Source organism: Micromonospora sp. CPCC 206060, assembly GCF_036906895.1.
Classification (GTDB): Bacteria; Actinomycetota; Actinomycetes; order Mycobacteriales; family Micromonosporaceae; genus Micromonospora.
Genome location: NZ_JBAKHU010000029.1, coordinates 1 through 26,316, shown reverse-complemented (window position 1 = coordinate 26,316; position 26,316 = coordinate 1). Strand labels below are relative to the sequence as shown.

Annotated in this window: 21 protein-coding genes and 1 pseudogene; 7 read left to right on the top strand and 15 right to left on the bottom strand. The window is 71.8% G+C overall.

Going from position 1 to position 26,316, the window contains the following annotated elements:
* Nucleotides 1-7: 7 nt before the first annotated feature.
* From V6U90_RS18855 to V6U90_RS18835, 5 genes are all read right to left on the bottom strand, one after another.
* A complete protein-coding gene (locus tag V6U90_RS18855) occupies nt 8-1,147 on the bottom strand; it encodes an MBL fold metallo-hydrolase (protein WP_334438088.1) in 1,140 nt (379 codons plus the stop codon).
* Between the two features lie 129 nt (nt 1,148-1,276).
* Nucleotides 1,277-2,203: a serine hydrolase gene (locus V6U90_RS18850; protein ID WP_334438086.1), complete on the bottom strand. Its 927-nt coding sequence runs from the start codon at nt 2,201-2,203 to the stop codon at nt 1,277-1,279.
* A gap of 31 nt (nt 2,204-2,234) precedes the next feature.
* Entirely contained in the window at nt 2,235-3,419 is a 1,185-nt protein-coding gene (locus tag V6U90_RS18845; protein ID WP_334438083.1) for a zinc-dependent alcohol dehydrogenase, read from the bottom strand.
* Between the two features lie 76 nt (nt 3,420-3,495).
* The gene (locus V6U90_RS18840; RefSeq protein ID WP_334438080.1) at nt 3,496-4,674 is read right to left on the bottom strand and encodes a sensor histidine kinase; all 1,179 of its coding nucleotides are present in this window, start codon (nt 4,672-4,674) and stop codon (nt 3,496-3,498) included.
* A gap of 22 nt (nt 4,675-4,696) precedes the next feature.
* Nucleotides 4,697-5,353, bottom strand: coding sequence for a response regulator transcription factor (locus V6U90_RS18835; protein WP_334438078.1), 657 nt, complete (start codon nt 5,351-5,353; stop codon nt 4,697-4,699).
* Nucleotides 5,354-5,490: 137 nt separating this feature from the next.
* On the opposite strand from V6U90_RS18835, the gene V6U90_RS18830 reads away from it, so the two are divergent.
* Genes V6U90_RS18830 through V6U90_RS18815 form a run of 4 tightly spaced genes read left to right on the top strand, consistent with a single transcriptional unit; the run spans nt 5,491 to nt 9,128 of the window.
* Nucleotides 5,491-6,033: a hypothetical protein gene (locus tag V6U90_RS18830; RefSeq protein ID WP_334438075.1), complete on the top strand. Its 543-nt coding sequence runs from the start codon at nt 5,491-5,493 to the stop codon at nt 6,031-6,033.
* The gene (locus V6U90_RS18825; RefSeq protein ID WP_334438072.1) at nt 6,030-7,184 is read left to right on the top strand and encodes a peptidoglycan-binding protein; all 1,155 of its coding nucleotides are present in this window, start codon (nt 6,030-6,032) and stop codon (nt 7,182-7,184) included. Before V6U90_RS18830 ends, V6U90_RS18825 begins: the two co-directional genes overlap by 4 nt.
* The gene (locus tag V6U90_RS18820; protein ID WP_334438069.1) at nt 7,177-7,893 is read left to right on the top strand and encodes an ABC transporter ATP-binding protein; all 717 of its coding nucleotides are present in this window, start codon (nt 7,177-7,179) and stop codon (nt 7,891-7,893) included. Before V6U90_RS18825 ends, V6U90_RS18820 begins: the two co-directional genes overlap by 8 nt.
* Nucleotides 7,894-7,952: 59 nt before the next feature.
* On the top strand, nt 7,953-9,128 hold the full coding sequence (locus V6U90_RS18815; RefSeq protein ID WP_334438187.1) for an ABC transporter permease: 1,176 nt from the start codon (nt 7,953-7,955) through the stop codon (nt 9,126-9,128).
* Between the two features lie 92 nt (nt 9,129-9,220).
* Here V6U90_RS18815 and V6U90_RS18810 read toward each other — a convergent pair whose 3' ends face one another.
* From V6U90_RS18810 to V6U90_RS18795, 4 genes are all read right to left on the bottom strand, one after another.
* The gene (locus V6U90_RS18810) at nt 9,221-10,978 is read right to left on the bottom strand and encodes a hypothetical protein (RefSeq protein WP_334438066.1); all 1,758 of its coding nucleotides are present in this window, start codon (nt 10,976-10,978) and stop codon (nt 9,221-9,223) included.
* 425 nt (nt 10,979-11,403) lie between these two features.
* Nucleotides 11,404-12,165 (bottom strand): succinate dehydrogenase/fumarate reductase iron-sulfur subunit, encoded by a 762-nt coding sequence (locus V6U90_RS18805; RefSeq protein ID WP_334438063.1) that lies wholly within the window; start codon nt 12,163-12,165, stop codon nt 11,404-11,406.
* A complete protein-coding gene (locus tag V6U90_RS18800; protein ID WP_334438060.1) occupies nt 12,162-14,099 on the bottom strand; it encodes a fumarate reductase/succinate dehydrogenase flavoprotein subunit in 1,938 nt (645 codons plus the stop codon). Before V6U90_RS18800 ends, V6U90_RS18805 begins: the two co-directional genes overlap by 4 nt.
* A gap of 2 nt (nt 14,100-14,101) precedes the next feature.
* Nucleotides 14,102-14,788, bottom strand: coding sequence for a succinate dehydrogenase cytochrome b subunit (locus V6U90_RS18795; RefSeq protein ID WP_334438058.1), 687 nt, complete (start codon nt 14,786-14,788; stop codon nt 14,102-14,104).
* Between the two features lie 77 nt (nt 14,789-14,865).
* Between V6U90_RS18795 and V6U90_RS18790 the strand changes: the two genes are divergently transcribed.
* Nucleotides 14,866-15,795: a LysR family transcriptional regulator gene (locus tag V6U90_RS18790; RefSeq protein WP_334438056.1), complete on the top strand. Its 930-nt coding sequence runs from the start codon at nt 14,866-14,868 to the stop codon at nt 15,793-15,795.
* A gap of 327 nt (nt 15,796-16,122) precedes the next feature.
* Here the strand turns inward: V6U90_RS18790 and hrpA are convergent, their stop codons facing one another.
* Complete coding sequence (gene hrpA, locus V6U90_RS18785; RefSeq protein ID WP_334438053.1) at nt 16,123-20,196, bottom strand: ATP-dependent RNA helicase HrpA; 4,074 nt, start codon at nt 20,194-20,196, stop codon at nt 16,123-16,125.
* A gap of 207 nt (nt 20,197-20,403) precedes the next feature.
* Here hrpA and V6U90_RS18780 point away from each other — a divergent pair, with 207 nt between their 5' ends.
* Both V6U90_RS18780 and V6U90_RS18775 read left to right on the top strand, forming a co-directional pair.
* Nucleotides 20,404-20,787: a cytidine deaminase gene (locus V6U90_RS18780; protein ID WP_334438051.1), complete on the top strand. Its 384-nt coding sequence runs from the start codon at nt 20,404-20,406 to the stop codon at nt 20,785-20,787.
* Nucleotides 20,784-21,020: pseudogene (locus tag V6U90_RS18775) on the top strand (prolyl aminopeptidase); the annotation flags it as partial. The gene V6U90_RS18780 and the pseudogene V6U90_RS18775, both read left to right, overlap by 4 nt.
* A 2-nt stretch (nt 21,021-21,022) precedes the next feature.
* Here V6U90_RS18775 and V6U90_RS18770 read toward each other — a convergent pair.
* The 5 genes from V6U90_RS18770 to V6U90_RS18750 all read right to left on the bottom strand — a co-directional run bounded on the left by V6U90_RS18770 (nt 21,023) and on the right by V6U90_RS18750 (nt 26,204).
* A complete protein-coding gene (locus V6U90_RS18770; protein WP_334438049.1) occupies nt 21,023-21,382 on the bottom strand; it encodes a YciI family protein in 360 nt (119 codons plus the stop codon).
* A 156-nt stretch (nt 21,383-21,538) separates the two neighbouring features.
* Nucleotides 21,539-22,444, bottom strand: coding sequence for an endonuclease domain-containing protein (locus V6U90_RS18765; protein ID WP_334438046.1), 906 nt, complete (start codon nt 22,442-22,444; stop codon nt 21,539-21,541).
* A 217-nt stretch (nt 22,445-22,661) separates the two neighbouring features.
* Nucleotides 22,662-22,847 carry a hypothetical protein gene (locus V6U90_RS18760; RefSeq protein ID WP_334438043.1) on the bottom strand — a complete coding sequence of 62 codons (186 nt, stop codon included), beginning with the start codon at nt 22,845-22,847 and terminating at the stop codon, nt 22,662-22,664.
* Between the two features lie 68 nt (nt 22,848-22,915).
* Complete coding sequence (locus V6U90_RS18755) at nt 22,916-23,560, bottom strand: hypothetical protein (protein ID WP_334438040.1); 645 nt, start codon at nt 23,558-23,560, stop codon at nt 22,916-22,918.
* Between the two features lie 142 nt (nt 23,561-23,702).
* Nucleotides 23,703-26,204 (bottom strand): DEAD/DEAH box helicase, encoded by a 2,502-nt coding sequence (locus V6U90_RS18750; RefSeq protein ID WP_334438037.1) that lies wholly within the window; start codon nt 26,202-26,204, stop codon nt 23,703-23,705.
* Between the last annotated feature and the right edge of the window lie 112 nt (nt 26,205-26,316).

Genomic DNA, 26,316 nt, shown 5'->3' with positions numbered 1-26,316 from the left:
CGTCAGCTCAGGCGACCGTCTGCCACCAGGCGTCGACCGGCGGTGGCTGGTCCACCACCACCCGCTCACCGGGACGGGGCACCGCCAGCCGGACCCCGCGCGCCTTGGCCTCCCGCCAGAGCCGGTCGACCGGCTCGGCCCAGGAGTGCAGGGCCAGGTTGAACGTCGCCCAGTGCACCGGGACGAGCAGGTCACCCCGCAGGTCCAGGTGGGCCGCGACCGCCTCCTCCGGGAACATGTGGATGTGCGGCCAGGCGGCGTCGTACGCGCCGATCTGCATCAGCGTCACGTCGAACGGGCCGTGCGCGGCGCCGATCGCCGCGTACCCGTCGAAGTAGCCCGAGTCACCGGTGTAGAAGACCCGCCGGTGCGCGCCGGCCACCACCCAGGAGGCCCAGAGGGTGCCGTCGCGGTGCAGTCCCCGACCGGAGAAGTGCTGTGCGGCGGTGGCGGTGATCTCCAGCCCGCCGATCCGGTGCCGCTCGTCCCAGTCCAGCTCGACGATCCGCTCCGCCGGTACGCCCCAGCGTTCCAGGTGCGCCCCAACGCCGAGCGGGACCAGGAACGGTGCCGACTGGGTCCGGGTGAGCCCACGTACCGAGGCGACGTCCAGGTGGTCGTAGTGGTCGTGGGAGATCAGGATGGCGTCCAGCCGGGGCAGTTCGTCCAGCGGTACCGGCGGGGCGTGCAGCCGGCGCGGACCGACCAGCGCCGACGGTGAGCAGCGTTCGCTCCAGACCGGATCGGTCAGCACCCGGTGCCCCTCGATCTCGATCAGCGTCGAGGCGTGGCCGTGCCAGACGATGCCCAGCTCGCGTGCGGTCGGACCGGCCGGCGGGTCGGCCGGGCGCAGTACCGGCACCGGCAGCGCGGGACGGCGGCGTTGCGGGCCGAAGAGCAGCTCCCGGAGCAGGTTCCGGCCGGGCTCGGTGACCATGGGGGTGCTGACCGGGTTGCGGAACACCCCGTCGCGGTACTGCGGGGAGCCGGCCACCCGCTGCGCCCGGTCCCCCCGGATCCGCCCGCCGAGCGCTGCCGGGATGTCCCGCAGGGCCCATGCGGCAGCGGCCACCGCGACCCCCACCGCGCCCGCCGCGACCGCCCGCCGCCGTTGCCGCCGCTGGTCCGGTTCCGTTGAAGCTGCCATCCGGATGTCCTCCCTCGCCGTCCGGGCTCCCACGTTAGCCAGCCGCGCACCCGCCGGCCCACCGCCCGTCGGGCGGGCGGTGGGCCGGACCGGGTCAGCGGGGCGTGCGGCGGCACGGTGGTGGTACCGTCAGCCGCCGTTGCCCGGCCGGTGGGCGGTGGCCGGTCGGGTCGTCCCGGCGCCCGCGAGCGCGTCGACCGTGTCGAGAAACCGGCGGCCCATCACCGCGCGGGCCTGCACCGCCGGGTGGGTGGCGCCGACATTGTCCGGGTCGGTTTGGCCGGCGGCGAACATCGCGTACGTCAGCACCGGGCTGCCCGCCGTGTCGAAGATCACCCCTGCCTCGTTGCGGGCGTCGCCGTACCAGCCCGCCTTGGTGGCCACCCGGGCCCGCTCCTGCGACGACATGGTGCGCCGGAAGCCGTCGGTGTACGCGACGGGGGAGCGCAGCAGCCCGAGCAGGAACGACGTCGATCCGGGGGAGAGCAGCCGGCCGCCGACCAGTGCCCGGAGCAGGTCGTGCGTCTCCCGGGGGGTGGCGGTACCGAGGAAGAACCGGTCGGGGCTCGCGGCCGGTCGCACCCGGGTCTGCGGGAAGCCCTTCGTCACCAGGATCCGGTTGAGTTCGGCCGCCGGGCAGACCAGCCCGCACAGCCGGACGGCGGTGTCGTCGGAGACGGTGAGCAGGTTCGCCAGGACGTGCCCGAGGGTGACCGCGCTGGGGTACGCCCCGTCCAGGCTGAAGATGCCGTCGCCGCCCGGCACCACGATCGCCGCGGTCACCTCCACCTGCTGGGTGAGGCTGAGCAGACCCCGGTCGACCTTGTCCAGCACCGCCGTGGCCACCGCGATCTTGTTGACGCTGTACGCCTCGACCACGTCGTCCGCCCCCTCCGCAACGGCGGTGACCGGCGGTCCGGCCGGGTCGGCGACACTGACGTACGCGTGCCAGGTCCCGCCGGCCCTCCGCTTCTGTCGGGTATAGATGGCACCGATCCGGCCGGCGGCGGCTGGTGGGGTGGTCGGGGTGTCCCCGCCCGGGGCCCGTCGGCTCACCGCCGCCACCGTCCGGGGCGCCGCCGGTCACTCACGGAGCGAGGACCACCTTGACACATCCGTCGGCCTTCTCCTGGAACATCCGGTACGCCTGCGGCGCCTCGCCCAGCGGCACGCGGTGGGTGCGCAGGTCCTGCACGCCGAGCGGGTCGCCGTCGGCGGTGAGCAGCGGCAGGATCTCGTCGGTCCACCGGCGCACGTGGCACTGCCCCATCCGTAGCTGGACACCCCGGTCGAACAGCTCCATCATCGGCATCGGGTCCTGCTCGCCGCCGTACACCCCGGAGACCGAGACGGTGCCGCCCCGCCGGACCGCCTTCACCGCCGCGTGCAGCACGCTGAGCCGGTCCACCCCGGCCCGGTCGATCAGCAACCGGGCCAGCCGGTCCGGGAGCAGCCCGGCCGCGGCCTGGGCCAGCTTCCCGGCCGGGGAGCCGTGGGCCTCCATACCGACCGCGTCGATCACCGCGTCCGGTCCGCGCCCGCCGACCAGGTCGACCAGGGTTCCGGGTACGTCGTCCAGCTCGGTGACGTCGAGCACCTCGACACCGTGCCGGCGGGCCATCTCCAGCCGCTCCGGCACCAGGTCGAGCCCGATCACCCGGTCGGCACCGAGGTGCCGGCCGATCCGGGTGCAGAACTGCCCGACCGGCCCGAGCCCGAACACCGCGAGCGTGCCGCCCGCAGGGACGTCCGCGTACCGCACCGCCTGCCAGGCGGTGGGCAGGATGTCGGACAGGTACAGGTAGCGTTCGTCCGGCCCGTCCTCCGGGACCTTGATCGGCCCGAACTGTGCCTGCGGCACCCGCAGGTACTCGGCCTGACCGCCGGGCACCGACCCGTAGAGCGAGGTGTAGCCGAACAGCGCGGCACCCTTGCCCTCGGCCCGGACCTGGGTGGTCTCGCACTGGGCGTAGAGCTGCCGGTCGCACATCCAGCACGAGCCGCAGGCGATGGTGAACGGGACCACCACCCGGTCACCCGGCCGCAACCGGGTCACCCCGGACCCGACCTCCACGACCACCCCCATCGGCTCGTGGCCGAGGATGTCACCGGGCTTCAGGTACGGCCCGAGCACTTCGTACAGGTGCAGGTCGGAACCGCAGATCGCGGTCGAGGTGATCCGTACGATCGCGTCGGTCGGCTCCTCGATCGTCGGGTCGGGCACCGTCTCCACCCGGACGTCCCGCTTCCCGTGCCAGGTCAGTGCCCTCATGCCGGTCCCTCCGCCCTGTCGGTTCGTCCTGCGTAGGGACTGCTACCCGGGAAGCAGCCGGTGAACCTTCCGGTGCTCACCCCGTCCCGGGAGTGGGCAACGAGACGGTGACGATCAGACCGCCGCCGGGCCGGGGCAGGGCGTGCACGGTGCCTCCGTGCGCCCGGGCCACCGCCCGGACGATGGACAGGCCCAGCCCGAAGCCCCGGTTGCCGGCCGCCCGTTCCCGGTTGAGCCGCCGGAACGGCAGGAACATCGACTCGACCTCGTACCCGGGCACCACCGGACCGCTGTTGGTGACGGTCAGGACGGCCCGACCGCCGACCGTCGTGGTGGCGACCGTCATCCACCCGCCCTCGCCGACGTTGTGCCGTACCGCGTTGTCCAGCAGGTTCTGGGCCAGCCGTTCCAGCAGGACCGGATCACCGACCGTGCGGGCCGGGTTCAGGTCGACCGAGACCGCCAGCGTCGTCCGGCCGGCGGTCTGGTCGCTCAGGTGGCCGGCCACCTCGGCGAGATCCACCTCGGTGTGTTCGCTGAGCTCGTTCTCCGAGTCGGCCAGGGTGAGCAGCCCGTCGATCAGCCGTTCGTGCCGTTCGTTCACCGCGAGCAGCGTCTCCCCGAGCTGGCGCAGCTCCGCCGGGGCGTCCGGCCGGGTGATGGCCAACTCGACCAGGGACCGGTTGATCGCCAGCGGGGTACGCAACTCGTGCGAGGCGTTGGCGACGAACCGCCGCTGCCCGTCGAAGGACCGGTCGAGCCGTTCGAGCATCAGGTCGAAGGTGTCGGCCAACTCCTTCACCTCGTCGGCCGGAGCGTCCAGGGCGATCCGTTCGTGCAGGCCCCGGCCGGCGCTGTCCGCACCGGCGATCCGGCGGGCGGTCCCGGTGATCTGGTTCAGCGGCTGCAACGCCCGGCCGGCCAACAACCAGCCGAACGCGACGGCGGCGACCGTCACCACGGCCAGCGCCACCCCACCCTGGGTGAGCAGCGAGTCCAGGGCGTCCTGCCGGGCGTCCTCCTGTACCTGCCGGACCAGGCCGCGCAACGTCTCCGCCTGTTCGGCGGTGATCGGTGTGCCGGACTGCGGCAGCGGCACGCTGCGGGACCCCGATCCGCGCAGGTTGAACCCGAGACCATGGGTGAGGCGCTGGTCCACCAGCACGTACGTCACGGCGAGCAGTACCGTGCCGGCGAGCAGGAACAGCCCGCCGTAGATCAGCGTCAGCCGGGCGCGGATGGTCAGCTTCTTCACCGGATCCGGTATCCCGTCCCCGTCACCGGATCTGGTATCCCACGCCGGGCACCGTCTCGATGACGGGCGGCTCGCCGAGCTTGCGGCGCAGCTTCATCACGGTGACCCGCAGCACGTTGGTCAGCGGGTCGATGTGCTCGTCCCAGGCCCGTTCGAGGAGTTCCTCGGCGGAGACCACCGCCCCGTCGGCGCGCAGCAGCTCGGCCAGCACCCCGAACTCCTTGCGGGACAACGGCACGTGCCGCCCGTCCCGGGTTACCTCCAGCCGGGCCGGGTCCAGCACGATGCCGGCCCGGGCGAGCCTGGGGGGCGCGGCCGGCCGGGTACGCCGGGTCAGGGCGTGCACCCGGGCGCTCAGCTCGATGAACGCGAACGGCTTGGTCAGGTAGTCGTCGGCGCCGATGGCCAGCCCGGCGACGCGTTCCCGGACCGCGGCGGCGGCGGTCAGCATCAGCACCCGGGTGTCCCGGTCGGACTCGACCACGGCCCGGCACACGTCGTCGCCGTGCACCACCGGCAGGTCCCGGTCAAGCACCACCACGTCGTACCCGTTGATCCCGAGCCGTTCCAGCGCGGCATCGCCGTCGTACGCGACATCCACCGCGAACGCCTCCCGGCGCAGCCATTCGGCAATCGCGTCCGCCAGCAGCTTCTCGTCCTCGACCACCAGTACCCGCACCCTTGCATCCTCCTCCACGCCGGCATAACCACGCCGTTAACGGCACCCCCGACGTTTACGTCGTGGCTACGGCCCGTGACGTTGACTTGTCGGAGGATGCCGGTTTCCAGCCGGCCTGGGAAAAGGAGTGCACGACGATGCGGGGACGGCTGACGGGCGTACTGCTCGCCCTGCCCCTCGTGGCGGCCATCGGTCTGGCCGGCTGCGGTGGGGACGACCGGGAGGACGGCGGGGTGGCCACGGCCGGTGGCGGCGGCGCGCAGCCGTCGCTCACCGCCGTCGCGTTGAGCGACGAGGAGCGCCGGATCAAGTTCACCAGCTGCCTGCGGGAGCAGGGGCTGGACGTGCCGGACCCGGAGCCGGGGCAGAACGGTCCACGGTTCAACTTCGGGTCCGACGTGGACCCGGCCAAGGTGGAGATGGCCCTCCAGGCGTGCCGGGAGTTCGCCCCGAACGGCGGGCAGCCCCGGCAGCTCAACGCCGACCAGATCGAACAGGTCCGCAAGCTCGCCCGCTGTATGCGGGAGAACGGCGTGCCGGACTTCCCGGACCCGGACGCCGACGGTCGGATCCAGCCGGGTAAGGCCGGTATCGACCGGAAGGACCCGGCGGTCCGGGCGGCGTTCGACAAGTGCCGGGAAGCGATGCCCAACCTCGGCGACCGCCGGGGGACGTCGTGAGCGCGCCGCTCGGCACCGACGCCGGGACCGCCCCGGTGACCGGTGGCGACGGTACGGCGGACCCGCCGGCCCGTCGGCGGCGGTGGCGACCGGGTACCGTGCTGGCCGCCGGGGCGGTCGTCGTGCTGGCCGGTGGGGGAGTCGCCGTCGGGGTGGCCGCCGACGGCAGCGCCGGGGAGTCGGCCGGGGCCGCCCCGCCACCGCCGGCCACCACCACCGTCACCCGGCAGACGCTCGTCGACCGGGAGACCAAGACCGGCGAGCTGGGGTACGGCACACCGCGTGCCCTGGACAGCCGGGACAACGGCACCCTGACCTGGTCGGCCGCCACCGGCACCACGGTCACCCGGGGTAGGGCCCTCTACCGGGTCGACGACACCCCGGTGGTGCTGCTGTACGGCAGCCTGCCGGCGTACCGGCCGCTGCGCTCCGGGGTCAGCGGCCGGGACGTCGAGCAGTTCGAACGGAACCTGACCGAGCTGGGCTACACCGGCTTCACCGTCGACCAGGACTACACCTCGGCCACCGCCGACGCGGTCCGCAAGTGGCAGGAGGACCTCGGGGTGGCCGAGACCGGCCAGGTCGAGCCGGGCCGGATCGTCTACGCCACCGGTACGGTCCGGGTGGCGAGCCAGGGTGCCGAGGTGGGGGACGCCGTCGGCCCGGGCCGGGCGGTGCTCTCCATCACCGGCACCGCCCGGCTGGTCACCTGCACCCTGGACGTCGACGACCAGCGGCTGGTCCGCAAGGGCGCGGAGGTGACCATCACCCTGCCCGACGGGAAGCGGACCACCGGCCGGGTCGGCACCGTCGAGACGGTCATCCAGACCTCGGCCGGGGCGGCCGGACAGGACCCGGTCACCGAGACGAAGATCGAGGTCTCGGTGACCGGGGACGACCCGGCCGCCCTCACCGGCTTCGAGCAGGCGGCGGTCGACGTCGGGTTCGTCGCCGCGGAACGGGCCGCCGTGCTGACCGTGCCGGTCGCCGCGCTGCTCGCCCTCGCCGAGGGCGGATACGGGCTCCAGGTGGTCGACGACGCGGGTACCCGGATCGTCGCGGTGAAGACCGGCCTCTTCGCCGCCGGCCGGGTCGAGGTCTCCGGCGATGCGGTCGTCGAGGGGCTGACGGTGGGGATGCCCGGTGACTGACCGGAGCCCCGCCGCCGACCACGTCGTGGAACTGCGGGACGTGACCAGGCGGTACGGCGACACCGTCGCCGCCCTCGACGGGGTCGGCCTGACCATCGGCCGGGGTGAACTGGTCGCCATCGTCGGCCCCTCCGGGTCCGGCAAGTCCACGATGCTCAACGTCATCGGTACCCTGGACCGGCCCACTTCGGGCACCGTGCTCATCGACGGCTACGACACCTCGCGGCTGACCGACCGGGAACTGTCCGCGTTGCGGGCCAGCCGGATCGGTTTCGTGTTCCAGCAGTTCCACCTGGCTGTGGGCGTACCCCTGGTGGAGAACGTCGCCGACGGCCTGCTCTATGCGGGCGTACCCCGGCGGGAGCGGCACCGGCGTGCGGAGGCCGCGCTGCGGCGGGTCGGGCTGGGGCACCGCCTGGACCACCGCCCGCACCAGCTCTCCGGCGGCGAGCGGCAGCGGGCGGCGATCGCCCGGGCGGTGGTCGGTGAACCGCCGCTGCTGCTGGCCGACGAGCCCACCGGCAACCTGGATTCGACCTCCGGGGCCGGGGTCATGGCGCTGCTGCACGAACTGCACACCGGCGGCACCACGGTCGTGGTGATCACCCACGACCGGGAGATCGCGGCGAGCCTGCCCCGCCAGGTGCAGATGCGCGACGGGCGGATCGTGGCCGACGAGGTCCCGCTGGTCCGGGGGGTGCTCCGGTGACCGCGACGACGACCCGGCCGGCGGACACCGACCGCCCGGTACGGCTGCGGCCGGCCCGGATGCACCCGCGTGACGTGCTGCGCGTCGGTGGGGTGGGCCTGCGTACCCGACCGCTGCGGGCCTTTCTCTCCGCGCTGGGTATCGCCATCGGCATCGCGGCGATGATCGCCGTCGTCGGGATCTCCTCGTCGTCCCGGGCCGATTTGGACCGGACGCTGGCGGCCCTCGGCACCAACCTGCTCACCGTCGCGCCGGGCAGCACCCTGTTCGGTGCCGACGCCCAGCTACCGACCGAGTCGGTGGCGATGATCTCCCGGATCGGGCCGGTGCAGCAGGTCGCCGCAGTCGCCCAGCTCGCCGACACGCCGGTCTACCGGTCGGACCGGATCCCGTCGGCGCAGACCGGTGGCCTGGGTACCCAGGCGGTCACCCTGGACGTCCTGGACACCGTCGGCGGTGCGGTGGCCCACGGCACCTGGCTCAACGAGGCCACCGCGCAGTACCCGGCCACCGTGCTCGGGGCGGTCGCCGCCGAACGGCTCGGGCTCGGCGCGGCCGGGCCGGACATCCAGGTCTACATCGACGGCCGGTGGTTCACCGTGATCGGGATTCTCCGGCCGGTTCTGCTCGCCCCGGAACTCGACTCGGCGGCGCTGGTCGGCTGGCCGGCCGCCACCACCTACCTCGGGCTGGACGGGCACCCCACCCGGATCTACACCCGCTCCGCGGAGCAGCACGTCGAGGCGGTACGCGGGGTGCTGGCGGCGACCGCCAACCCGGAGCAGGCCAACGAGATCCAGGTGTCCCGCCCCTCGGACGCGCTCGCCGCCCGGCAGGCCACCGATGAGGCGTTCACCGGCCTGCTGCTGGGCCTGGGGGCGGTGGCGCTGCTGGTGGGGGGTGTCGGGGTGGCGAACACGATGGTCATCTCGGTGCTGGAACGGCGGGCCGAGATCGGGCTGCGCCGGGCGCTGGGGGCCACCCGGGGACAGGTCCGGACCCAGTTCCTCGCCGAGTCGCTGCTGCTGTCGGCCCTGGGTGGGCTGGGCGGGGTGCTGCTGGGGATCGTCGTCACGGCCGGCTACGCCCTCTCCCAGGGCTGGCCGACGGTGGTGCCGCCGTGGGTGATGGCGGGTGGTATCGGGGCGACCGTGGTCATCGGCGCGGTGGCCGGGCTCTACCCGGCGATCCGGGCCAGCCGGCTGTCGCCCACCGAGGCGCTGGCCACGCCCTGACGGTATGCCCGCCCACGGTGGCGGGGAAACGGGTGCGGCGCCCGGCGACCGGTACGGATACCGGGCGCCGGGCGCCGCCGTCGTGGTGGGGGTCAGTGCCGGGTCAGCTTGAGCAGTTCCCAACCGCCCCGGGGCCCGGCCGGATCGGTGCGCAGGTTCATCGGGTTGGCCATGCCGAGGTAGACGGTGGACCCGTCCGCCACCATGGTCCGTACGCCCTGGTTGAGCGGGTTGCCGAAGCCGGTCTTGTCGACCGCGCGGGCCGGTTGCCCCGGTGCGTCGAACGACCACAGGTCGGAGCCGAAGGTGGGCGGGTCGACCGCCGTCGATCCGGTCTCCGGTTCGGGCATCTCGCCACCCAGGGCGATGTAGGCGAAGTCCATGGTGCCGATGTAGAGCCGCCCGCCGGCCACCAGCATCTTCCAGGCGTACAGGTTGTAGGGGTCGTTGAAACCGGACCCGCCGTACATCGGCGTCACCCCGGTCGGGCTGGTCCGCCAGGCACCCACCCCGCCGTTCGCGGCCGGGTCGAAGGCCGGTAGCTGGGACTCACCGTAGAGCGTCTCGACCTTCTCGTCGGCACCGCCGAAGTCCCGGCCCCGGAAGACGACGAACGCCCGCTGGGTGTTCTGCATGGTGGCCGCCAACTGCGCCTGGTTCTTCGGCGGGTACACCGCGATGTGCAGCGCGGTGGCCTGGAGCGGGACGTGCATGGTGCCCCAGTAGAGGTGACCGCCGTAGGAGGCGAGACCGCCCAGCGCGTACGCCCGCCGGACCACCGGGTCCGGTTCGTACTCGGCGGCCGACCAGACCTGCGTCCAGCTACCGGCCTCCCCGGGGGTCAGGCCCGGTTCCCCGGCCGCCAGCGGCGGGCTCATCCAGATGCTGGCCAGATCGGTGGTGGTGTCGGCGGCGCCGGTACCCACCCCGGTGGCGGCGGTGCCCGCCCCGCTGCCGTCGGCGCCGGTCACGGCGCCCTCCACGACGGCCTTCGGCCAGGTGGACACGTAGAGCCGTCCCTGGTGCGCGGTGATGTCGGCGGCCTGGGTCGGCAGCTCACCGACCACGGTGAAGGCGAACGGGTCGGTCCGGTCGCCCGTCCAGCGCAGGACCCGTCCCGACTCACCGCCGTTGGTGCCCATCCCGACACCCGCGTAGAGCACCCCGTCGGCGACCGCGAAGTGCCGGATGTTCTCGTAGGCGCCCAGGTTCGTCGAGCCGAGGTACCGGCCGGTGAAGGTGTCGAAGGCGAACAGGTTGATCCCGGCGACGAGGCTGGGGCCGCCCAGCAGTACCACGCCCTGGTGGGCGGTACCGCTGCGGAGCCCGGCCGTCGAGCGCAGCAGTGCCGCGTCGGCGGCCGACGCCCCGGTGATGTCCGCGGTCCGTTCGGTGAGGCGTTCGGACGCCAGGTCGTAGGTGTAGACCTCCGGCAGCCGGTGGTCGCCGAGGTTGGCCGGCAGGGAGGGGTTCTGTCGGGCCGGCTGGCTGTTGGCGAACTCGCAGGCGTAGTCGTCGTTCAGGATCGGCTCCCGGACGTTGTAGCCCTCCGGCTTGAGGCACAGGACGTTCGCCCCGGTGCCGAACCAGAGTTGGCGTCCGGCCTTGGCCAGGCCCCACACGTACGACTGGTTGACCTTCTCCCGGCCCACCGCGCAGGGCGGCCCGGGCGGGTAGTCGACGCCGATCCCGGCGAAGCACTCGTCGGCGGCGGCCTTGGCCAGCAGCCGTACGGTGTCCGGGTGGTGCTCGGCCTCGACCTCGGCTGCGGCGGGGGCGGCCGATGTGGTGAGGAGACCCAGGACGACGAGGACGGGCAGTAGTCGCCCTGGTAGGTGGAGCCGACGCATCTGTCTTCCTTCCGGCACCGTTCGGGGCGGCGCGGGACCCGGACACGGGTCGCCGGATCGCCGCCAGGGTGGAGGGGTTTGCACGGAGCCGTGCGGGAGAGACGCTAACACTTTCATGAATGGCTTTCGCCTCGTTCTTTCCATTAAATAATTTGGAACCGTGCGGTCGCTGGGGATCGGCACGTCGGGCGGTCCGGAATGGGTGGCGAGTCGGGCGTACCATTCTCGACCAGTCGCAAATGGCGGCCAATGGCGCTTCGCATCTTTCCGGACTGCGTGAAATAGCCGTTGTTTACCCGGCATAAGCGTGCGATATGAACTTCCTCGGAGTTCACCAGAAGTTCTCAATTTTCACAGGAAACGCCGGGGGGCGCCCCGCAGGTCCACCACCGGACCGTCGCGGGACACCCTCCCGGGTCGGGACTTCAGGTGCCGGGGGTGTCGCCCCGCTTCGACGCCGCCCGGAGGTAGTCCCGGTTCAGCCGGCCGATGGTGCTCAGCGGGATGCCCTTCGGGCAGACCGCGGTGCACTCACCGGCGTTGGTGCAACCACCGAAGCCGGCCTCGTCGTGGGCGTCGACCATGCCGACGACCCGGGTGTACCGCTCGGGCTGGCCCTGCGGCAGCAGGCCGAGCTGGGTGACCTTCGCGGCGGTGAAGAGCATTCCCGAGCCGTTCGGGCAGGCCGCCACGCAGGCCCCGCAGCCGATGCAGGCCGCCGACTCGAAGGCCGCGTCGGCGTTCGCCTTCGCCACCGGCGTGGCGTGCGCCTCCGGTGCGCTGCCGGTGGGCGCGGTGATGTAACCGCCGGCCGCGATGATCCGGTCGAACGCGTTCCGGTTCACCACCAGGTCCCTGACCACCGGGAAGGCCCGGGCCCGCCACGGCTCGATGTCGATCGTCTCGCCGTCGGTGAAGTGCCGCATGTGTAGCTGGCAGGCGGTGGTACCGCGCTGTGGGCCGTGCGCGTTGCCGTTGATGACCATGCCGCAGGCGCCGCAGATCCCCTCGCGGCAGTCGTGGTCGAAGGCGACCGGCTCCTCGCCGGCCAGCGTGAGCCGCTCGTTGAGCACGTCGAGCATTTCCAGGAACGACATGTCCGGGGAAATGTCCTCGACCGGGTAGGTGACCATCCGACCCCTGTCCTCCGGGCCGGACTGCCGCCAGATGCGCAGGGTGAGATTCACTTGTAGCTCCGCTGCGAGGGGTGGACGTATTCGAACTGCAGGTCTTCCTTGTGCAGCACCGTTGGCCGGTCGCTGCCGGTGAACTCCCAGGCCGCGACGTAGGCGAACCGGTCGTCGTCGCGCTGCGCCTCACCGTCGGGCGTCTGGTGCTCGGCCCGGAAGTGGCCGCCGCAGGACTCCTCCCGGTGCAGGGCGTCGATGCACATCAGCTCGGCCAACTCGAAGAAGTCGGCCACCCGGCCGGCCTTCTCCAGGGCCTGGTTCAGCCCCTCACCGGCACCGGGTACCTTGACCCGCTGCCAGAACTGCTCGCGCAGCGCCCGGATCTCGCCGATCGCCTTGCGCAGGCCGACCGCACTGCGCTCCATGCCGCAGTGCTCCCACATGATCTGGCCCAGTTCCCGGTGGAACGAGTCGACCGTCCGGTCACCGTCGACCGCGAGCAGCCGGGCCAGCCGGTCCTCGACGTCCGTCCGGGCCGCCACCGCCTCCGGGTGGCTGACGTCGACGGCCTCGAACGGGCCGGCGGCCAGGTAGTCGGCGATGGTGTTCGGCAGCACGAAGTACCCGTCGGCCAGCCCCTGCATCAGCGCCGAGGCGCCGAGCCGGTTCGCCCCGTGGTCGGAGAAGTTCGCCTCACCGATGACGAACAGGCCCGGGATGGTCGACTGGAGGTCGTAGTCGACCCAGAGTCCACCCATCGTGTAGTGCACCGCCGGGTAGATCCGCATCGGCACCTCGTACGGGTCCTCACCGGTGATCCGCTCGTACATCTCGAAGAGGTTGCCGTACCTGGCCTCGATGGCCCTGCGGCCGAGCCGGCCGATCGCGTCGGCGAAGTCCAGGTAGACCCCGAGACCGGTGGAGCCGACGCCCCTTCCCTCGTCGCACACGTTCTTCGCGGCCCGGGAGGCGATGTCCCGGGGGACCAAGTTGCCGAAGGACGGGTAGATCCGCTCCAGGTAGTAGTCCCGCTCGTCCTCCGGGATGTCCCTGGGCGGGCGGGTGTCCCCCTTGTTCTTCGGCACCCAGACCCGACCGTCGTTGCGCAGCGACTCGCTCATCAGGGTCAGCTTCGACTGGTACCCGCCGGAGACCGGGATGCAGGTCGGGTGGATCTGCGTGTAGCAGGGGTTGGCGAAGTAGGCGCCCCTGCGGTGCGCCCGCCAGGTGGCGGTGACGTTGCAGCCCTTGGCGTTGGTGGACAGGTAGAAGACGTTGCCGTACCCGCCGGAGGCGAGCACCACCGCGTCCGCGAACTCCGTGCTGATCTCGCCGGTCACCAGGTCCCGGACCACGATGCCCCGGGCCCGGCCGTCCACCACGATCAGCTCCAGCATCTCGTGCCGGGAGTTCATCTCCACGGTCCCGGCCGCGACCTGCCGCTCCAACGCCTGGTACGCGCCGAGCAGCAACTGCTGGCCCGTCTGGCCCCGGGCGTAGAAGGTGCGCTGCACCTGCGCGCCGCCGAAGGACCGGGTGTCCAGCAGCCCGCCGTACTCGCGGGCGAACGGCACACCCTGCGCCACGCACTGGTCGATGATCTCGACGGAGACCTGGGCCAGCCGGTGCACGTTCGACTCGCGGGAGCGGAAGTCGCCGCCCTTGACGGTGTCGTAGAACAGCCGGTGGATCGAGTCGCCGTCGTTGCGGTAGTTCTTCGCCGCGTTGATGCCACCCTGCGCCGCGATCGAGTGCGCCCGGCGCGGGCTGTCCTGGTAGCAGTACGACCTGACCCGGTAGCCCAGCTCACCGAGGGTGGCCGCGGCCGACCCGCCGGCCAGGCCGGTACCGACCACGATCACCGTGAGCTTGCGGCGGTTGGCCGGGTTGACCAGCCTGGCGGCGAAGCGGCGGCGGTCCCAGCGGGTCTCGACCGGGCCGTCCGGTGCCTTGGTGTCGGCGATGGGGTCACCTTCGTGCCAGAGATCCATGATCAGTCCACCCATCCGGTGAGTACGGCGAACGGGACCGCGAGGTAGCCGGCGCAGAGCGCCACCGCGAAGACCAGCGCGACGGCACGGGCCCGGCGCTCGCCGCGCGGGGTCTGCTGGCCGAGGCTGCGCAGCGCGCTGAACACGCCGTGCCGCAGGTGGAAGCCGACGGCGACGATCGCCAGGGTGTAGAAGAGGGTCACGTACCAGCGTTCGGGCGCGAAGTCGGCGACCACGTTGGCGTACGGCCGGCTCGGGTCACCGACCGGGTTGAGCGTCCCGGTGGTCAGGTCCAGCAGGTGGTAGATCACGAAGAGTCCGATGAGCACGCCGCCCCAGCGCATCGTCCGGGCCGCGTAGCTGCCCTGGACCGGCCGGCGGTGGGCGTACCGCACCGGGCGGGCGGCGCGGGCCCGCAGCGCGAGCGTGGTGGCGGCCCAGATGTGCGCCAGCACGGCGACCACCAGCCCGGTGCGCTGGATCCAGAGGAACCAGACCCCGGGCAGCACGGGGGTGCCGATCTCCCGCAGCCAGTGTGCGTAGTCGTCGAACGACGTCTCGCCGGTGAAGATCTTGAGGTTGCCGAGCATGTGCGCGATCAGGAACAGCACCAGGATGATGCCCGTCACCGCCATGACGGCCTTGAGGCCGACGCTGGAGCGGATGGGCGACCGAGTCGTGATTGCCACCCGATCGACGCTAGGAGAGCTGCAATCAGTCGTCCAATGCATCGAAACCGCAGTTCCGATAGCTTTAAGCTATGTAGATGCAGCTCCATCAGCTGAAGTACTTCGTGGCGGTGGCGGAAGCCCGACATTTCACCCAGGCGGCGGATCTGGTCGGCATCACCCAACCCTCGTTGAGTAAGCAAATTCACGCCCTGGAGGCCAGCCTCGGTGCGCCCCTGTTCGAGCGGATCCGGGGCAACATCACCCTCACCGCCGCAGGTGAGGTGCTGCTGCCGCTGGCCCGTCGGATCCTCGCCGACATCGACACCGCCCAGCGCGAGGTGCAGGAACTGGTCGGTCTGCGCCGGGGGCGGGTACGCCTCGGCGCCACCCCCAGTCTGGTCACCTCACTCGCCCCGCCGGTGCTGCGCCGGTTCCGGGACGCCCACCCCAACGTCGACCTGCGGGTGGAGGAGAGCGGCTCCCAGGACCTGGTCCGCGACCTGCTCCGGGGTGAGCTGGACCTGGCCCTGATCATCCTGCCGGCCCAGGGCACCGACCCGGGGCTGCGGGTCGAGCCGATCCTGCGGGAGAGCCTGGTGGTCGCCTCGGTCGACCCGCTGCCGGCCACCACCGACGCCGGTGAGCTGCGCATCACCGACCTGCGCGACCATCCGCTGCTGATGTTCCGCGCCGGCTACGACCTGCGCGACGCCACCCTGACCGCCTGCCGGGCGGCCGGGTTCGAGCCCTCCTTCGCGGTCGACGGCGGCGAGATGGACGCCGTGCTCAGCTTCGTCGAGGCCGGCCTCGGCGTGGCCCTGGTACCCGGCATCGTGGTGGCCCGGCGGCCCGGCATCCGGGTCACCCCGCTGGCCCCGCCCGGGGTGCGGCGCACCATCGCGCTGGCCCGCCGACGGGAGGCCGTACCCACCCACGCCGGGCGGGAACTGCGCCGGATCCTGCTCGACTACGTACGCGCCGCCACCGTCTCGGACGGCCTGCCGCCGGGCGTCGAACCGCTCTGAAGCCCGGGTCGTGCCGGTGGTGGGATCCGGTGAGTGCACAGACGGAGCAGCTCGACAGGAGTCGACCACCGGGGTGTCGATGACCGACGCAGCGAACCGACCGGGTGCGGACGCCCGGTGCCGACGTCGGGTGCGGGCGGGGCAGCGCAGTACCGTCGGCTGCGGTATTCTCCGTGCTCCCTGAACCGCTGCAGCGGGGGGAATCGCGACGCCGGAGAGCGGCAACTCCCGGCGTGCCGGCCAGCGGCGCGGGCGGCGGTACCACCGCCCGCGCCGCCCGGCCAGTTCCGCGCCGTCGGCGCGCGTCCGCTGCGACGCCGCTCCGGGTCAGCGCCCCTCGGCGACGTCCATCGCCCGGTAGATCCGCTGTTCCGAGACCGGGTACGGAGTGCCGAGCGCCTGCGCGAAGACGTTCACCCGCAACTCCTCGATCATCCAGCGGATCTGCCGGACCGCGTCGTCACCCCGGCGGGCCGGCGGCAACGCCGCCACCATGTCCCGGTACTCCTGGGCCACCCGCTCGATGCGGGACTGCTGCTCCCGGTCCCGTTGCGGATTCTGCGGCAGCCGGTCCAGCCGCCGCTCGATCGCGGTCAGATAGCGCACCACGTCGGGTAGGCGGGCGTATCCGGTCTCGGTGATGAACCCCCGGTGGATCAGCCCGGCGAGCTGACCCCGGATGTCGGTCAGCGCGGCCACCAGGGTCAGGTTGCTGGTCCGGCCGAGCCGCTGCTCCACCGCGTACGCGGTGGCCAGCACCCGGCGTACCCGGTCCACCACCTCGACCACGGTGTCCACCAGGTCGGCCCGGACCCGCTCGCGCAGCGCGGCAAACCCCTCGGCCTCCCAGGCCGGCCCGCCCGCGTCGGCCATCAACCTGTCCACCGCCGCACCGGCCGCGTCGTCGAGCAGATCCAGCACGCTGGTGTGCGGGTTACGGCTCAACGCCAGCTTCGCCTCGTTCGACAGTCGCCCCTGGAGGAACTTCGCCGGGGACGGCACCGTCAACCGCAGCAGGCGACGGGTCCCCGCCCACATGGCCCGTTCCTGCTCACCCGGGCTGTCGAAGACCCGCACGCCCACCGTCTCGCCCTCGTCGACCAGCGCCGGGTACGCGGTGACCACGAATCCGGCCCGGTTCTGCTCGATGGTGCGGGGCAGGGTACCGATGCTCCACTCCCGCAGACCGCTGCGCGCCACGTCCGGTGCGGCGGCGGCCACCAGTTGGCGTACCTCCGCCTTGAGCTGACGTTGCAGGGCCGGCAGGTCCTTGCCCTCGGCGACCGGCCGGTTCTCCTCGTCGATTACCCGGAAGCTGACCCGCAGGTGGGCCGGGAGCTTGTCGGTGTCCCATGCGTCGTACGGCACGGTCACCCCGGTCATCCGGCGCAACTGCCGGGTCAGCGCGTCGAGCAGCGGCTCCTCGCCGGGCCTGATCGCGGCCAGCGCCGCGCGGGCGTAGTCCGGTACCGGGACGAAGTTGCGCCGGATCGCCTTCGGCAGCGACCGGATCAGCGCGATCACCAGTTCCTCGCGCAGCCCCGGTACCTGCCAGTCGAAGGTCTCCGTCGGTACCTGGTTGAGCATCGGCAGCGGGATGTCCACCGTCACCCCGTCGGTCGGGGTACCCGGCTCGAACCGGTAGGTCAGCGGCAGGGTCACCCCGTCGGAGTGCCAGGCATCCGGGTAGTCCGTCTCGTCCACCCCGCCCCGCCCGGGGTTGATCAGCATTTCCCGGGTGAAGGTCAGCAGTTCCGGCTGCTCCCGCCGGGTTTTCTTCCACCAGGCGTCGAAGTGCCGGCCGGAGACCACGTCGGTTGGTATGCGCTGGTCGTAGAAGTCGAACAGGGTCTCGTCGTCGACCAGGATGTCCCGGCGACGGGCCCGGTTCTCCAGCTCCGCCACCTGCTCGATCAGCTCCCGGTTGGCGGTGAAGAACCCGTGGTGGGTCTGCCAGTCACCCTCCACCAGGGCGTGCCGGATGAACAGTTCGCGGCTCAGCGCCGGGTCGATCCGACCGAAGTTGACCTTCCGGGAGGTGACCAGCGGGATGCCGTAGAGGGTCACCTTCTCGTACGCCATCACCGCCGCCTGCTTCTTCTCCCAGTGCGGCTCGCTGTAGCTGCGTTTCACCAGGTGCTGGGCGAGCGGCTCGACCCACTCCGGTTCGATCCGGCCGGCGATGCGACCCCACAGCCGGCTGGTCTCCACCAACTCGGCGGCCATCACCCAGCGCGGTGGCTTACGGAACAGCGCCGAGCCGGGGAAGAGGCCGAACTTCGCGCCCCGGGCACCCAGGTACTCGTTCTTCTGGGCGTCCTTGAGCCCGACGTGGGAGAGCAGCCCGGCCAGCACGGACTGGTGTACCCGGTTCATGTCCAGGTTCTCCGGCAGGTCCGCGCCCGGTCCCCGGCGGTCCCGCGCCGGTGCGGCGTCCGCACCGCCGTCCGGGCCGCCACGACCACCCCGGCCCGGACGGCCACCGCGCGGTCCACCCCGCGTGCCGTCCCCCGCGAGTACCTGCCGGAGCTGGCTGAAGATGTCCTGCCACTCGCGGACCCGCAGGTAGTTGAGGTACTCGGCCTTGCACATCCGGCGGAACGCGCTCGACGACAGGGCCTTCTGCTGCTCCCGCAGGTACCGCCAGAGGTTGAGCAGCGCGGCGAAGTCCGACTCCTTGTCGGCGAACCGGGCGTGCGCCTGGTCGGCCTGGGCCTGCTTCTCCGCCGGGCGCTCCCGGGGATCCTGGATGGAGAGCGCCGAGGCGATCACCATCACCTCGGTGGCGCAGCCGTTGGACTCGCCCTCCAGCACCATCCGGGCCAGCCGGGGGTCGACCGGGAGTTGGGCCAGCCGCCGGCCGAGCGGGGTGAGCCGTCGGGTCAGGTCCGTCTCCGCCGGGTCCAGCGCGCCCAGCTCGTGCAGCAGGTTCACGCCGTCGGCGACGGTCCGCCGGTCCGGCGGGTCGATGAACGGGAACGCCGCGATGTCACCCAGCCCGATCGCGGTCATCTGGAGGATGACCGAGGCCAGGTTGGTGCGCAGGATCTCCGGGTCGGTGAACTCGGGGCGGGACAGGAAGTCCTGCTCGTCGTAGAGGCGGATGCAGATGCCGTCCGAGGTGCGACCGCAGCGGCCCTTGCGCTGGTTGGCCGACGCCTGGGAGACCGGTTCGATCGGTAGCCGCTGCACCTTGAGCCGCTGGCTGTACCGGGAGATCCGGGCGAAACCCGGGTCGACCACGTACTTGATGCCGGGCACGGTCAGCGACGTCTCCGCGACGTTGGTGGCCAGCACGACCCGGCGCCCGCCGTGCGGGGCGAACACCCGGTGCTGCTCGGCGGTGGAGAGCCGGGCGTACAGCGGCAGGATCTCGGTGTGCCGCAGCAGGGGCTTCTTTTCCACCAGCTTGCCCAGCGCGTCGGCGGTGTCCCGGATCTCCCGTTCACCGCTGAGGAAGACCAGGATGTCGCCGGGCCCCTCGGCGGCGAGCTCCTCGACCGCGTCGCCGATCGCCTGGATCTGGTCGCGGACGTTGTCGGTGTCCTCGCCCTCCTCGTCGTCCCCGGTCTCCTCGACCGCCTCGATCAGCGGCCGGTACCGCACCTCGACCGGGTACGTCCGCCCGGAGACCTCCACCACGGGCGCCGGCACGGACTCGCCGAAGTGCCGGGCGAAGCGCTCCGGGTCGATGGTCGCCGAGGTGATGACCACCTTCAGGTCGGGCCGGCGGGGGAGTAGCTGCCTGAGGTAGCCGAGGATGAAGTCGATGTTGAGGCTGCGTTCGTGCGCCTCGTCAATGATGAGGGTGTCGTACTGCCGGAGCATCCGGTCGGTCTGCAACTCGGCCAGCAGGATGCCGTCGGTCATCAGCTTGACCAGGCTGCGGTCGCCGACCTGGTCGGTGAAGCGGACCTTGTAGCCGACCACGTCACCCAGCTCGGTGCCGAGTTCGCTGGCGATCCGGTCGGCGACGGTACGGGCGGCCAGCCGGCGTGGCTGGGTGTGCCCGATCAGCCCCTGGACCCCCCGGCCCAGCTCCAGGCAGATCTTCGGTAGCTGAGTGGTCTTGCCCGAGCCGGTCTCCCCGGCGACGATCACCACCTGGTGGTCCCGGATCGCGGCGGCGATGTCCTCGGCGCGTTCGCTGACCGGCAGACCGACCGGATAGGTGATCTTCGGCACGGCGGCCCGGCGCGCGGCAACCCGCTGCTCGGCGGCGGTCACCTCGGCGGCGATCTCCGCCAGCACCGCGTCCCGCCTGGCGGCGTCGGTGACCGAGCGGACGCCGTCGAGCCGGCGCTGGATCCGCCGCTGGTCGCGGAAGATCAGGTCGGACAGGCGGCTGCGCAGCTCGCGGAGGGTGGCGGGCGCGGCGGGAGCGGGCGACGGTGTGTGCATATCGTCGCCAAGGATAGGCACCCCGCCCCGGCACCGCTCCTGGGTTACCGGCCACGACTGTCGTGGATCTTGGTGGCAAACGAACCCTCCAGGGGCCGTACGCCACCAAGATCTGGTTGGTTCGGCCGGCCTTAGAGTGGATCCCCACCCCGCTGGCTCGTCCGTCGGTGCGGGGACGCGACGACGTCGACAGAATCGGGGACGCCGATGCAGGACACCGACCGCGCGCTGGTCCAGGCCGCCAGCGCGGTGGCCCGACTCCGGTGCCGTACTGCCCAACACGCCGTGGCGGCCGCTGCCCTCACCCGCGACGGCCGGGTCGTCACCGGCGTGAACGTCCGGCACGACGCCGGTGAGGTCTGTGCCGAACTGGTGGTCATGGGCACCGCGGCCACCCAGGGCGCCGGTGAACTGGCCACCATCGTGACGGTGACCGATCGTGGCCGGAGCATCCCCCCGCCGTGTACCGGGTGCCGTCGGGTGCTGCTCGACGCCTTCCCGGCCATCCGGGTCATCGTCGCCACCGAGGGCGAGCCGACCGTGCTCCCGCTGGCCGACCTGCCCGCCGGGGCGGAGCACGTCGGACCATGACCGGTCGGTACCCGCCGATCGAGCCGTACGCCCGGGGGATGCTCGACGTCGGCGACGGGCAGCGGCTGTACTGGGAAACCTGCGGCAATCCGGCCGGCAGGCCGGCGGTGGTGTTGCACGGCGGCGTGCACACCACCGCACACCTGCTGGCCGATCTGGAACTGCTGCGGGCGCACCTCGACGTCGACCGGTGGCTGCTGTTCGGTGGCTCCTGGGGCGCGGTGCTCGGGCTGGCTCAGTCGCCGGCCGCGACCTCCAGCATGGACCTCGGCACCGGCACGTCCTCGAACCGGAGGTTGCCCTCCGGCACCATCCAGGTCATCACCTGCACCGCCAGCCGACCGGCGCGTACCGCCGGATCGTTGTGGTAAAGCTCCCGGGCCATCGTCGGGTCCACCGACAGGACGACGAAGCCGCGTAACCGCTCGTCGTCGGCACCGAGGAACGGGCCGGCGGCGATGACGTGCCCCTGCTCGACCAGCCCCGCCTGGTGGGCCAGGTGGGCGTCCTGGAGCCGGGCCGTCGCCTCCTCGGGCAGCTCCGGCGCGTCCGGCGGGCGGACCAGGAGCACCACGGTGTGGTGGTCGAAGCGCATGTGCCCAGCCTATGGGTCGGTCCGTCCGGCCAGGCCAAGATCCACGCAACTCCCGGGAAGTTGTCGCCCGCCCCGCAGTCGAGTCCGCAACTTCCCCGAAATTGTCGGCCGGGCTACACGTCGAGTCTGCAACGTCGGGGAAGTTGTCGGGTCAGCTCACCCGGCCCGGCGGACCTGCCGCGAGCGCAACGCCGCCCGCACCTCGGCCAGTACGCCGGCGAAATCCTCCCGCAGCCGTTTTCCGGTCACGTGCAGGACCAACCATCCCTCGCCCAGGAGCCGGTTGAGTCGGCGTCGGTCGCGGTGGAACTGCTCGGTGTCGGCGTGCCACGTTCCGTCGTACTCGACGGCGACCTTGAGTTCCGGCCAGGCCAGGTCCACCCGGGCGACGAACCGTCCGTCGGACTCCACGACGTACTGGGTGACCGGCCGGGGCACCCCGGCGAGGATGAGTCGGACCCGCAACCGGGACTCCGGTGGTGACTCCGCCCCGGCGTCGGCCAGTTCTACCGTTCGCCGCAACCGTTGCCAGCCGCGCTGCCCTGCCCGGGCCGCCGCGTAGTCCCGCAGCGAGGCGGCAGTGACCACCCGTCGGGCGAGGAGCGCGTCGATGACGACCACTGCATCCACGGTGTCGAGCCACTGGGCCACATCCCAGGCGGTCCGCGCCGGGGAGGTGACCGTGAGATCTCCGTGCCGGACCAGGTCCCCATCGCTCAGCCTCGCGCAGTGCACCCGCAGACCGCTGACCGGACCGAACCGGGTGCCGGTGGGTACGAGCACGTCGATCGGCTCGTCCGTCCGTACCGCCCCGGCGCCGAAGAGCGCGGCGGCGCTCCGCCCGGCGATCGCGGCCTCCGCCGGTAACAGCAGTCGGGCCACCGTCGCGCAGCGGACCGGGTGGGTGATGATGATCCTGGCGTCGGCGTAGATGTCCCGGAAGAGCGGGCGCCAGGCCCGGCTGCGTAGCTCGCCCCGGGTCAGGATGCCACTGGCGACGGCGTGTGAACCGCGGAAGACGCGCCTCCGTAGGCGGGGTGGGCGTCGGGGTGGAATCGGCATGACCGTCAATCTGGTCGGTCGATTTGCCGGGCGGCAGTCCCTGTGGACAACGGGCTGACGCCGGACGTCGACCACTGTGGACAACGCGCCTGCCGGTCAACTTCTGTGATATTGCGGTCTGGCCGGCGGTGCAGGCAGCAACATCCGGGAAGTTGCCGGCTGGGCTTCGCGGCCGGCGCCGGGTCGGTGCGGGCTCGGCGCCCGGACCGGCGCGACATTACGGATATTGCTGACCGGACAACTCGGGCGGCAGGCTGCCCTCGACGGTCAGGTCGGCCCCGGCGTGGGGATCCGGGGTTGCCGTCGGCGGCGGATCTGGATCGGGCGGCGGCATGTCGTCGGAAAGCCGACCGGCCCGGCCACCCGGGGCGGGTGGCCGGGCCGGTCGGAACGGATCAGCCACCGTCAGGCGGTGGTGTCGGCAGAGGTCAGACGCTGATGGCGAAACAGGTCGGGCGGTGGTCGGAGCGGTCAGGCGGCGGTTGCCCAGATGGCCCGGAAGGCGGCGGCCTCCCCGGCCAGCCAGCTTTCGACCTGGTCGGGCTTCACGCTGTCCGGGGTACGGTGTGCCTCGCCCCGTCGGACGTCGACCAGCACCGGCTGGGCGTGCGGCAGGATGTGGTCCATGTTGGCGGCCATCAGGTGCAGCGTGGCCAGCCGGGCCTCCTCACTTGGCGGCGCCTCGTCGAAGTACAGTCGGACCGCGTCGACCCGCCCGTCCGCGTACCGGACACCGAAGTGCGGGTTGATCTTGACCGGCAGGTCACCGAGCATGGCCAATGCGTCCCGGGTGCGGACCAGGTCGACGCCGGCCGGGTCGCCCAGGGAGTTCAGGTACGCCGTCGCACCCGGCACCAGTGCCTGGTAGAGCGGGCGCCAGCGGGGCTTGACCAGGTCGGCCACCCCGTCGAGGTGGCTTCCACCGGCGTGGAACGCGATGTCGGCCTTGAGCGCCTTGACGAACTGACCGTGCGGGTTGAAGCCGGAGCGGGATGTCCGCTGCTTGCGCAGCCCACCGACGAAGCTGGCCTTGGTGGGGCCGGTGCGGTCGACGTAGCGGGTGAAACCGAGCAGTGTGGCGTACGGCGTTGGCGCGGTTGAGGTGGGCGTGGACACTGGCGTCCTCCCAGGTCAAGAACCGGATTAGTACATACATTCTAATCGACGGAGGCCGCTTCGCCCAGGGAAAGTGGCCCGCTGTGGACAGCAAAAAACGAGGGCGCGGACCGACCGGTCCACGCCCCCTTCGTCGTACCAGCTAGAGTTGCCCCACCGCGGTGATCCGGACGACCGCCTCGCCGGCCGCGTCGGACCCGGCCAGGTCGATCTCGGCGCTGATCCCCCAGTCGTGGTCGCCCTCCGGATCGTCCAGGATCTGCCGGACCGTCCAGCGTTCCCGGCCCTGGTCGATCATCAGCAGCGCCGGCCCCCGGGCGTCCGGACCGGTGCCGATCACGTCGTACAGCTCGAAGTACGGCTGGAGCGCGTCGGCCCAGGCATCCGCGTCCCAACCGGCGGCGGCATCCAGTTCGCCCAGCTCGGACCAGCGGCGCAGGGCGGCCAGCTCCACCCGGCGGAACAGCGCGTTGCGCACCAGCACGCGGAACGCCCGCACGTTGCGGGTGACCGCCGGCGGACGCTCGTCGACCACGGTCGGCGTCGCTTCGGCGGTCGGGTTGCGCAGCCGCTCCCACTCGTCGATCAGGCTGGAGTCGACCTGGCGGACCAGTTCGCCCAGCCACTCGATCAGGTCGACCAGTTCCTCGGTCTTGGCGTCCTCGGGCACCGTCTGCCGCAGCGTCTTGTACGCGTCCGCGAGGTAGCGCAGCACCAGGCCCTCGGACCGGGACAGCCCGTAGAACTGCACGTAATCGGTGAAGGTCATCGCGCGCTCGTACATGTCGCGGACCACGGACTTGGGGGAAAGCTCGTGGTCGGCGACCCACGGGTGCCCCTGCCGGTACATCTCGTACGCCGCGTCCAGCAGCTCCGCGAGGGGCTTCGGCCAGGTCACCTCGTCGAGCAGTTCGAGGCGGGCCTCGTACTCGATGCCCTCGGCCTTCATCGCGGCGACCGCCTCGCCCCGGGCCTTGAACTGCTGGGCGGAGAGGATCTGCCGGGGGTTGTCGAGGATCGACTCGATCACCGACAGCACGTCCAGGGCGTACGACGGGGACTCCACGTCGAGCAGTTCGATCGCGGCCAGCGCGAGCGGGGAGAGCGGCTGGTTGAGTGCGAAGTCGAACTGGAGGTCGACGGTGAGGCGTACCCGCCGCCCGCTCTCGTCCGGCTCGTCGAGCTGCTCCACCACACCCCCGGCGCGCAGCGCCCGGTAGATCGCGATGGCCCGGCGGATGTGCCGGCGCTGGGCGGGCCGGTCCTCGTGGTTGTCGGTGAGCAGGTGCCGCATCGCGGCGAACGCATCGCCCGGCCGGCCGATCACGTTGAGCAGCATGGCGTGGCTGACCTGGAAGCTGGAGGTCAGCGGCTCCGGCTCGGCCTCCACGAGGCGGTCGAAGGTCGGCTTCCCCCAGCCGATCGAGCCCTCCGGCGGCTTCTTGCGTACCACCTTGCGCCGCTTCTTGGGGTCGTCACCCGCTTTGGCCAGCGCCTTCTCGTTGTCGATCACGTGCTCGGGGGCCTGCACCACCACCCGGCCGAGGGTGTCGAAACCGGCGCGGCCGGCCCGTCCGGCGATCTGGTGGAACTCGCGGGCCTTGAGCAGCCGGGTGCGGACCCCGTCGTACTTGGACAGCCCGGTGAACAGCACGGTGCGGATCGGCACGTTGATCCCGACGCCGAGGGTGTCGGTGCCGCAGATGACCTTGAGTAGCCCGGCCTGGGCCAGGGTCTCCACCAGGCGGCGGTACTTCGGCAGCAGGCCGGCGTGGTGTACGCCGATGCCGTGCCGGACCAGCCGGGACAGGGTCTTGCCGAAGCCCGAGGTGAACCGGAAGTTGCCGATCGCCTCGGCGATCATGTCCTTCTCGGCGCGGGTGCAGACGTTGACGCTCATCAGCGCCTGGGCCCGCTCCAGGGCCGCCGCCTGGGTGAAGTGCACCACGTAGACCGGGGCCTGCTTGGTGCTGAGCAGTTCCTCCAGCGTCTCGTGCAGCGGCGTCATCGCGTACGAGAAGAGCAGCGGGACCGGCCGCTCGGCCGAGCGGACCACGGCGGTCGACCGGACGGTACGCCGGCTCAGGTCGTCGACGAAGCGGGTGGTGTCGCCGAGCGTCGCGGACATCAGGATGAACTGCGCCTGCGGCAGCTCGATCAGCGGTACCTGCCAGGCCCAGCCCCGGTCCGGTTCGGCGTAGAAGTGGAACTCGTCCATCACCACCTGGCCGACGTCCGCCCGGTCACCCTCGCGCAGCGCGATGTTGGCCAGGATCTCGGCGGTGCAGCAGATGATCGGCGCGTCCTCGTTGACGCTCGCGTCCCCGGTCAGCATGCCCACGTTCGACGCGCCGAAGATCTCGCAGAGCGCGAAGAACTTCTCCGAGACCAGCGCCTTGATCGGCGCGGTGTAGAAGGTGGTCCGGTCGTCGGCGAGCGCGGCGAAGTGGGCGGCGGTGGCGACCAGGCTCTTCCCCGAACCGGTCGGCGTATTCATGATCACGTTGGCGCCCGAGACGATCTCGATCAGCGCCTCGTCCTGGTGGGGGTAGAGGGTCAGGCCGCGCTCGGTCGCCCAACCGGTGAACGCGTCGTACAGGGCATCGGGGTCGGCGCTGCCCGGCAGCGCGGCGGTGAGCGTCATAGCCGGTCCATCGTGCCTGGGGCGCGGTGCGGGACGCCAGCCGGGGTGTTACAGATCTTGAATGGCCAGGTTCGTCCGATGTGGTCTGGTGTGACGGGTGTGGGCTGGGGTA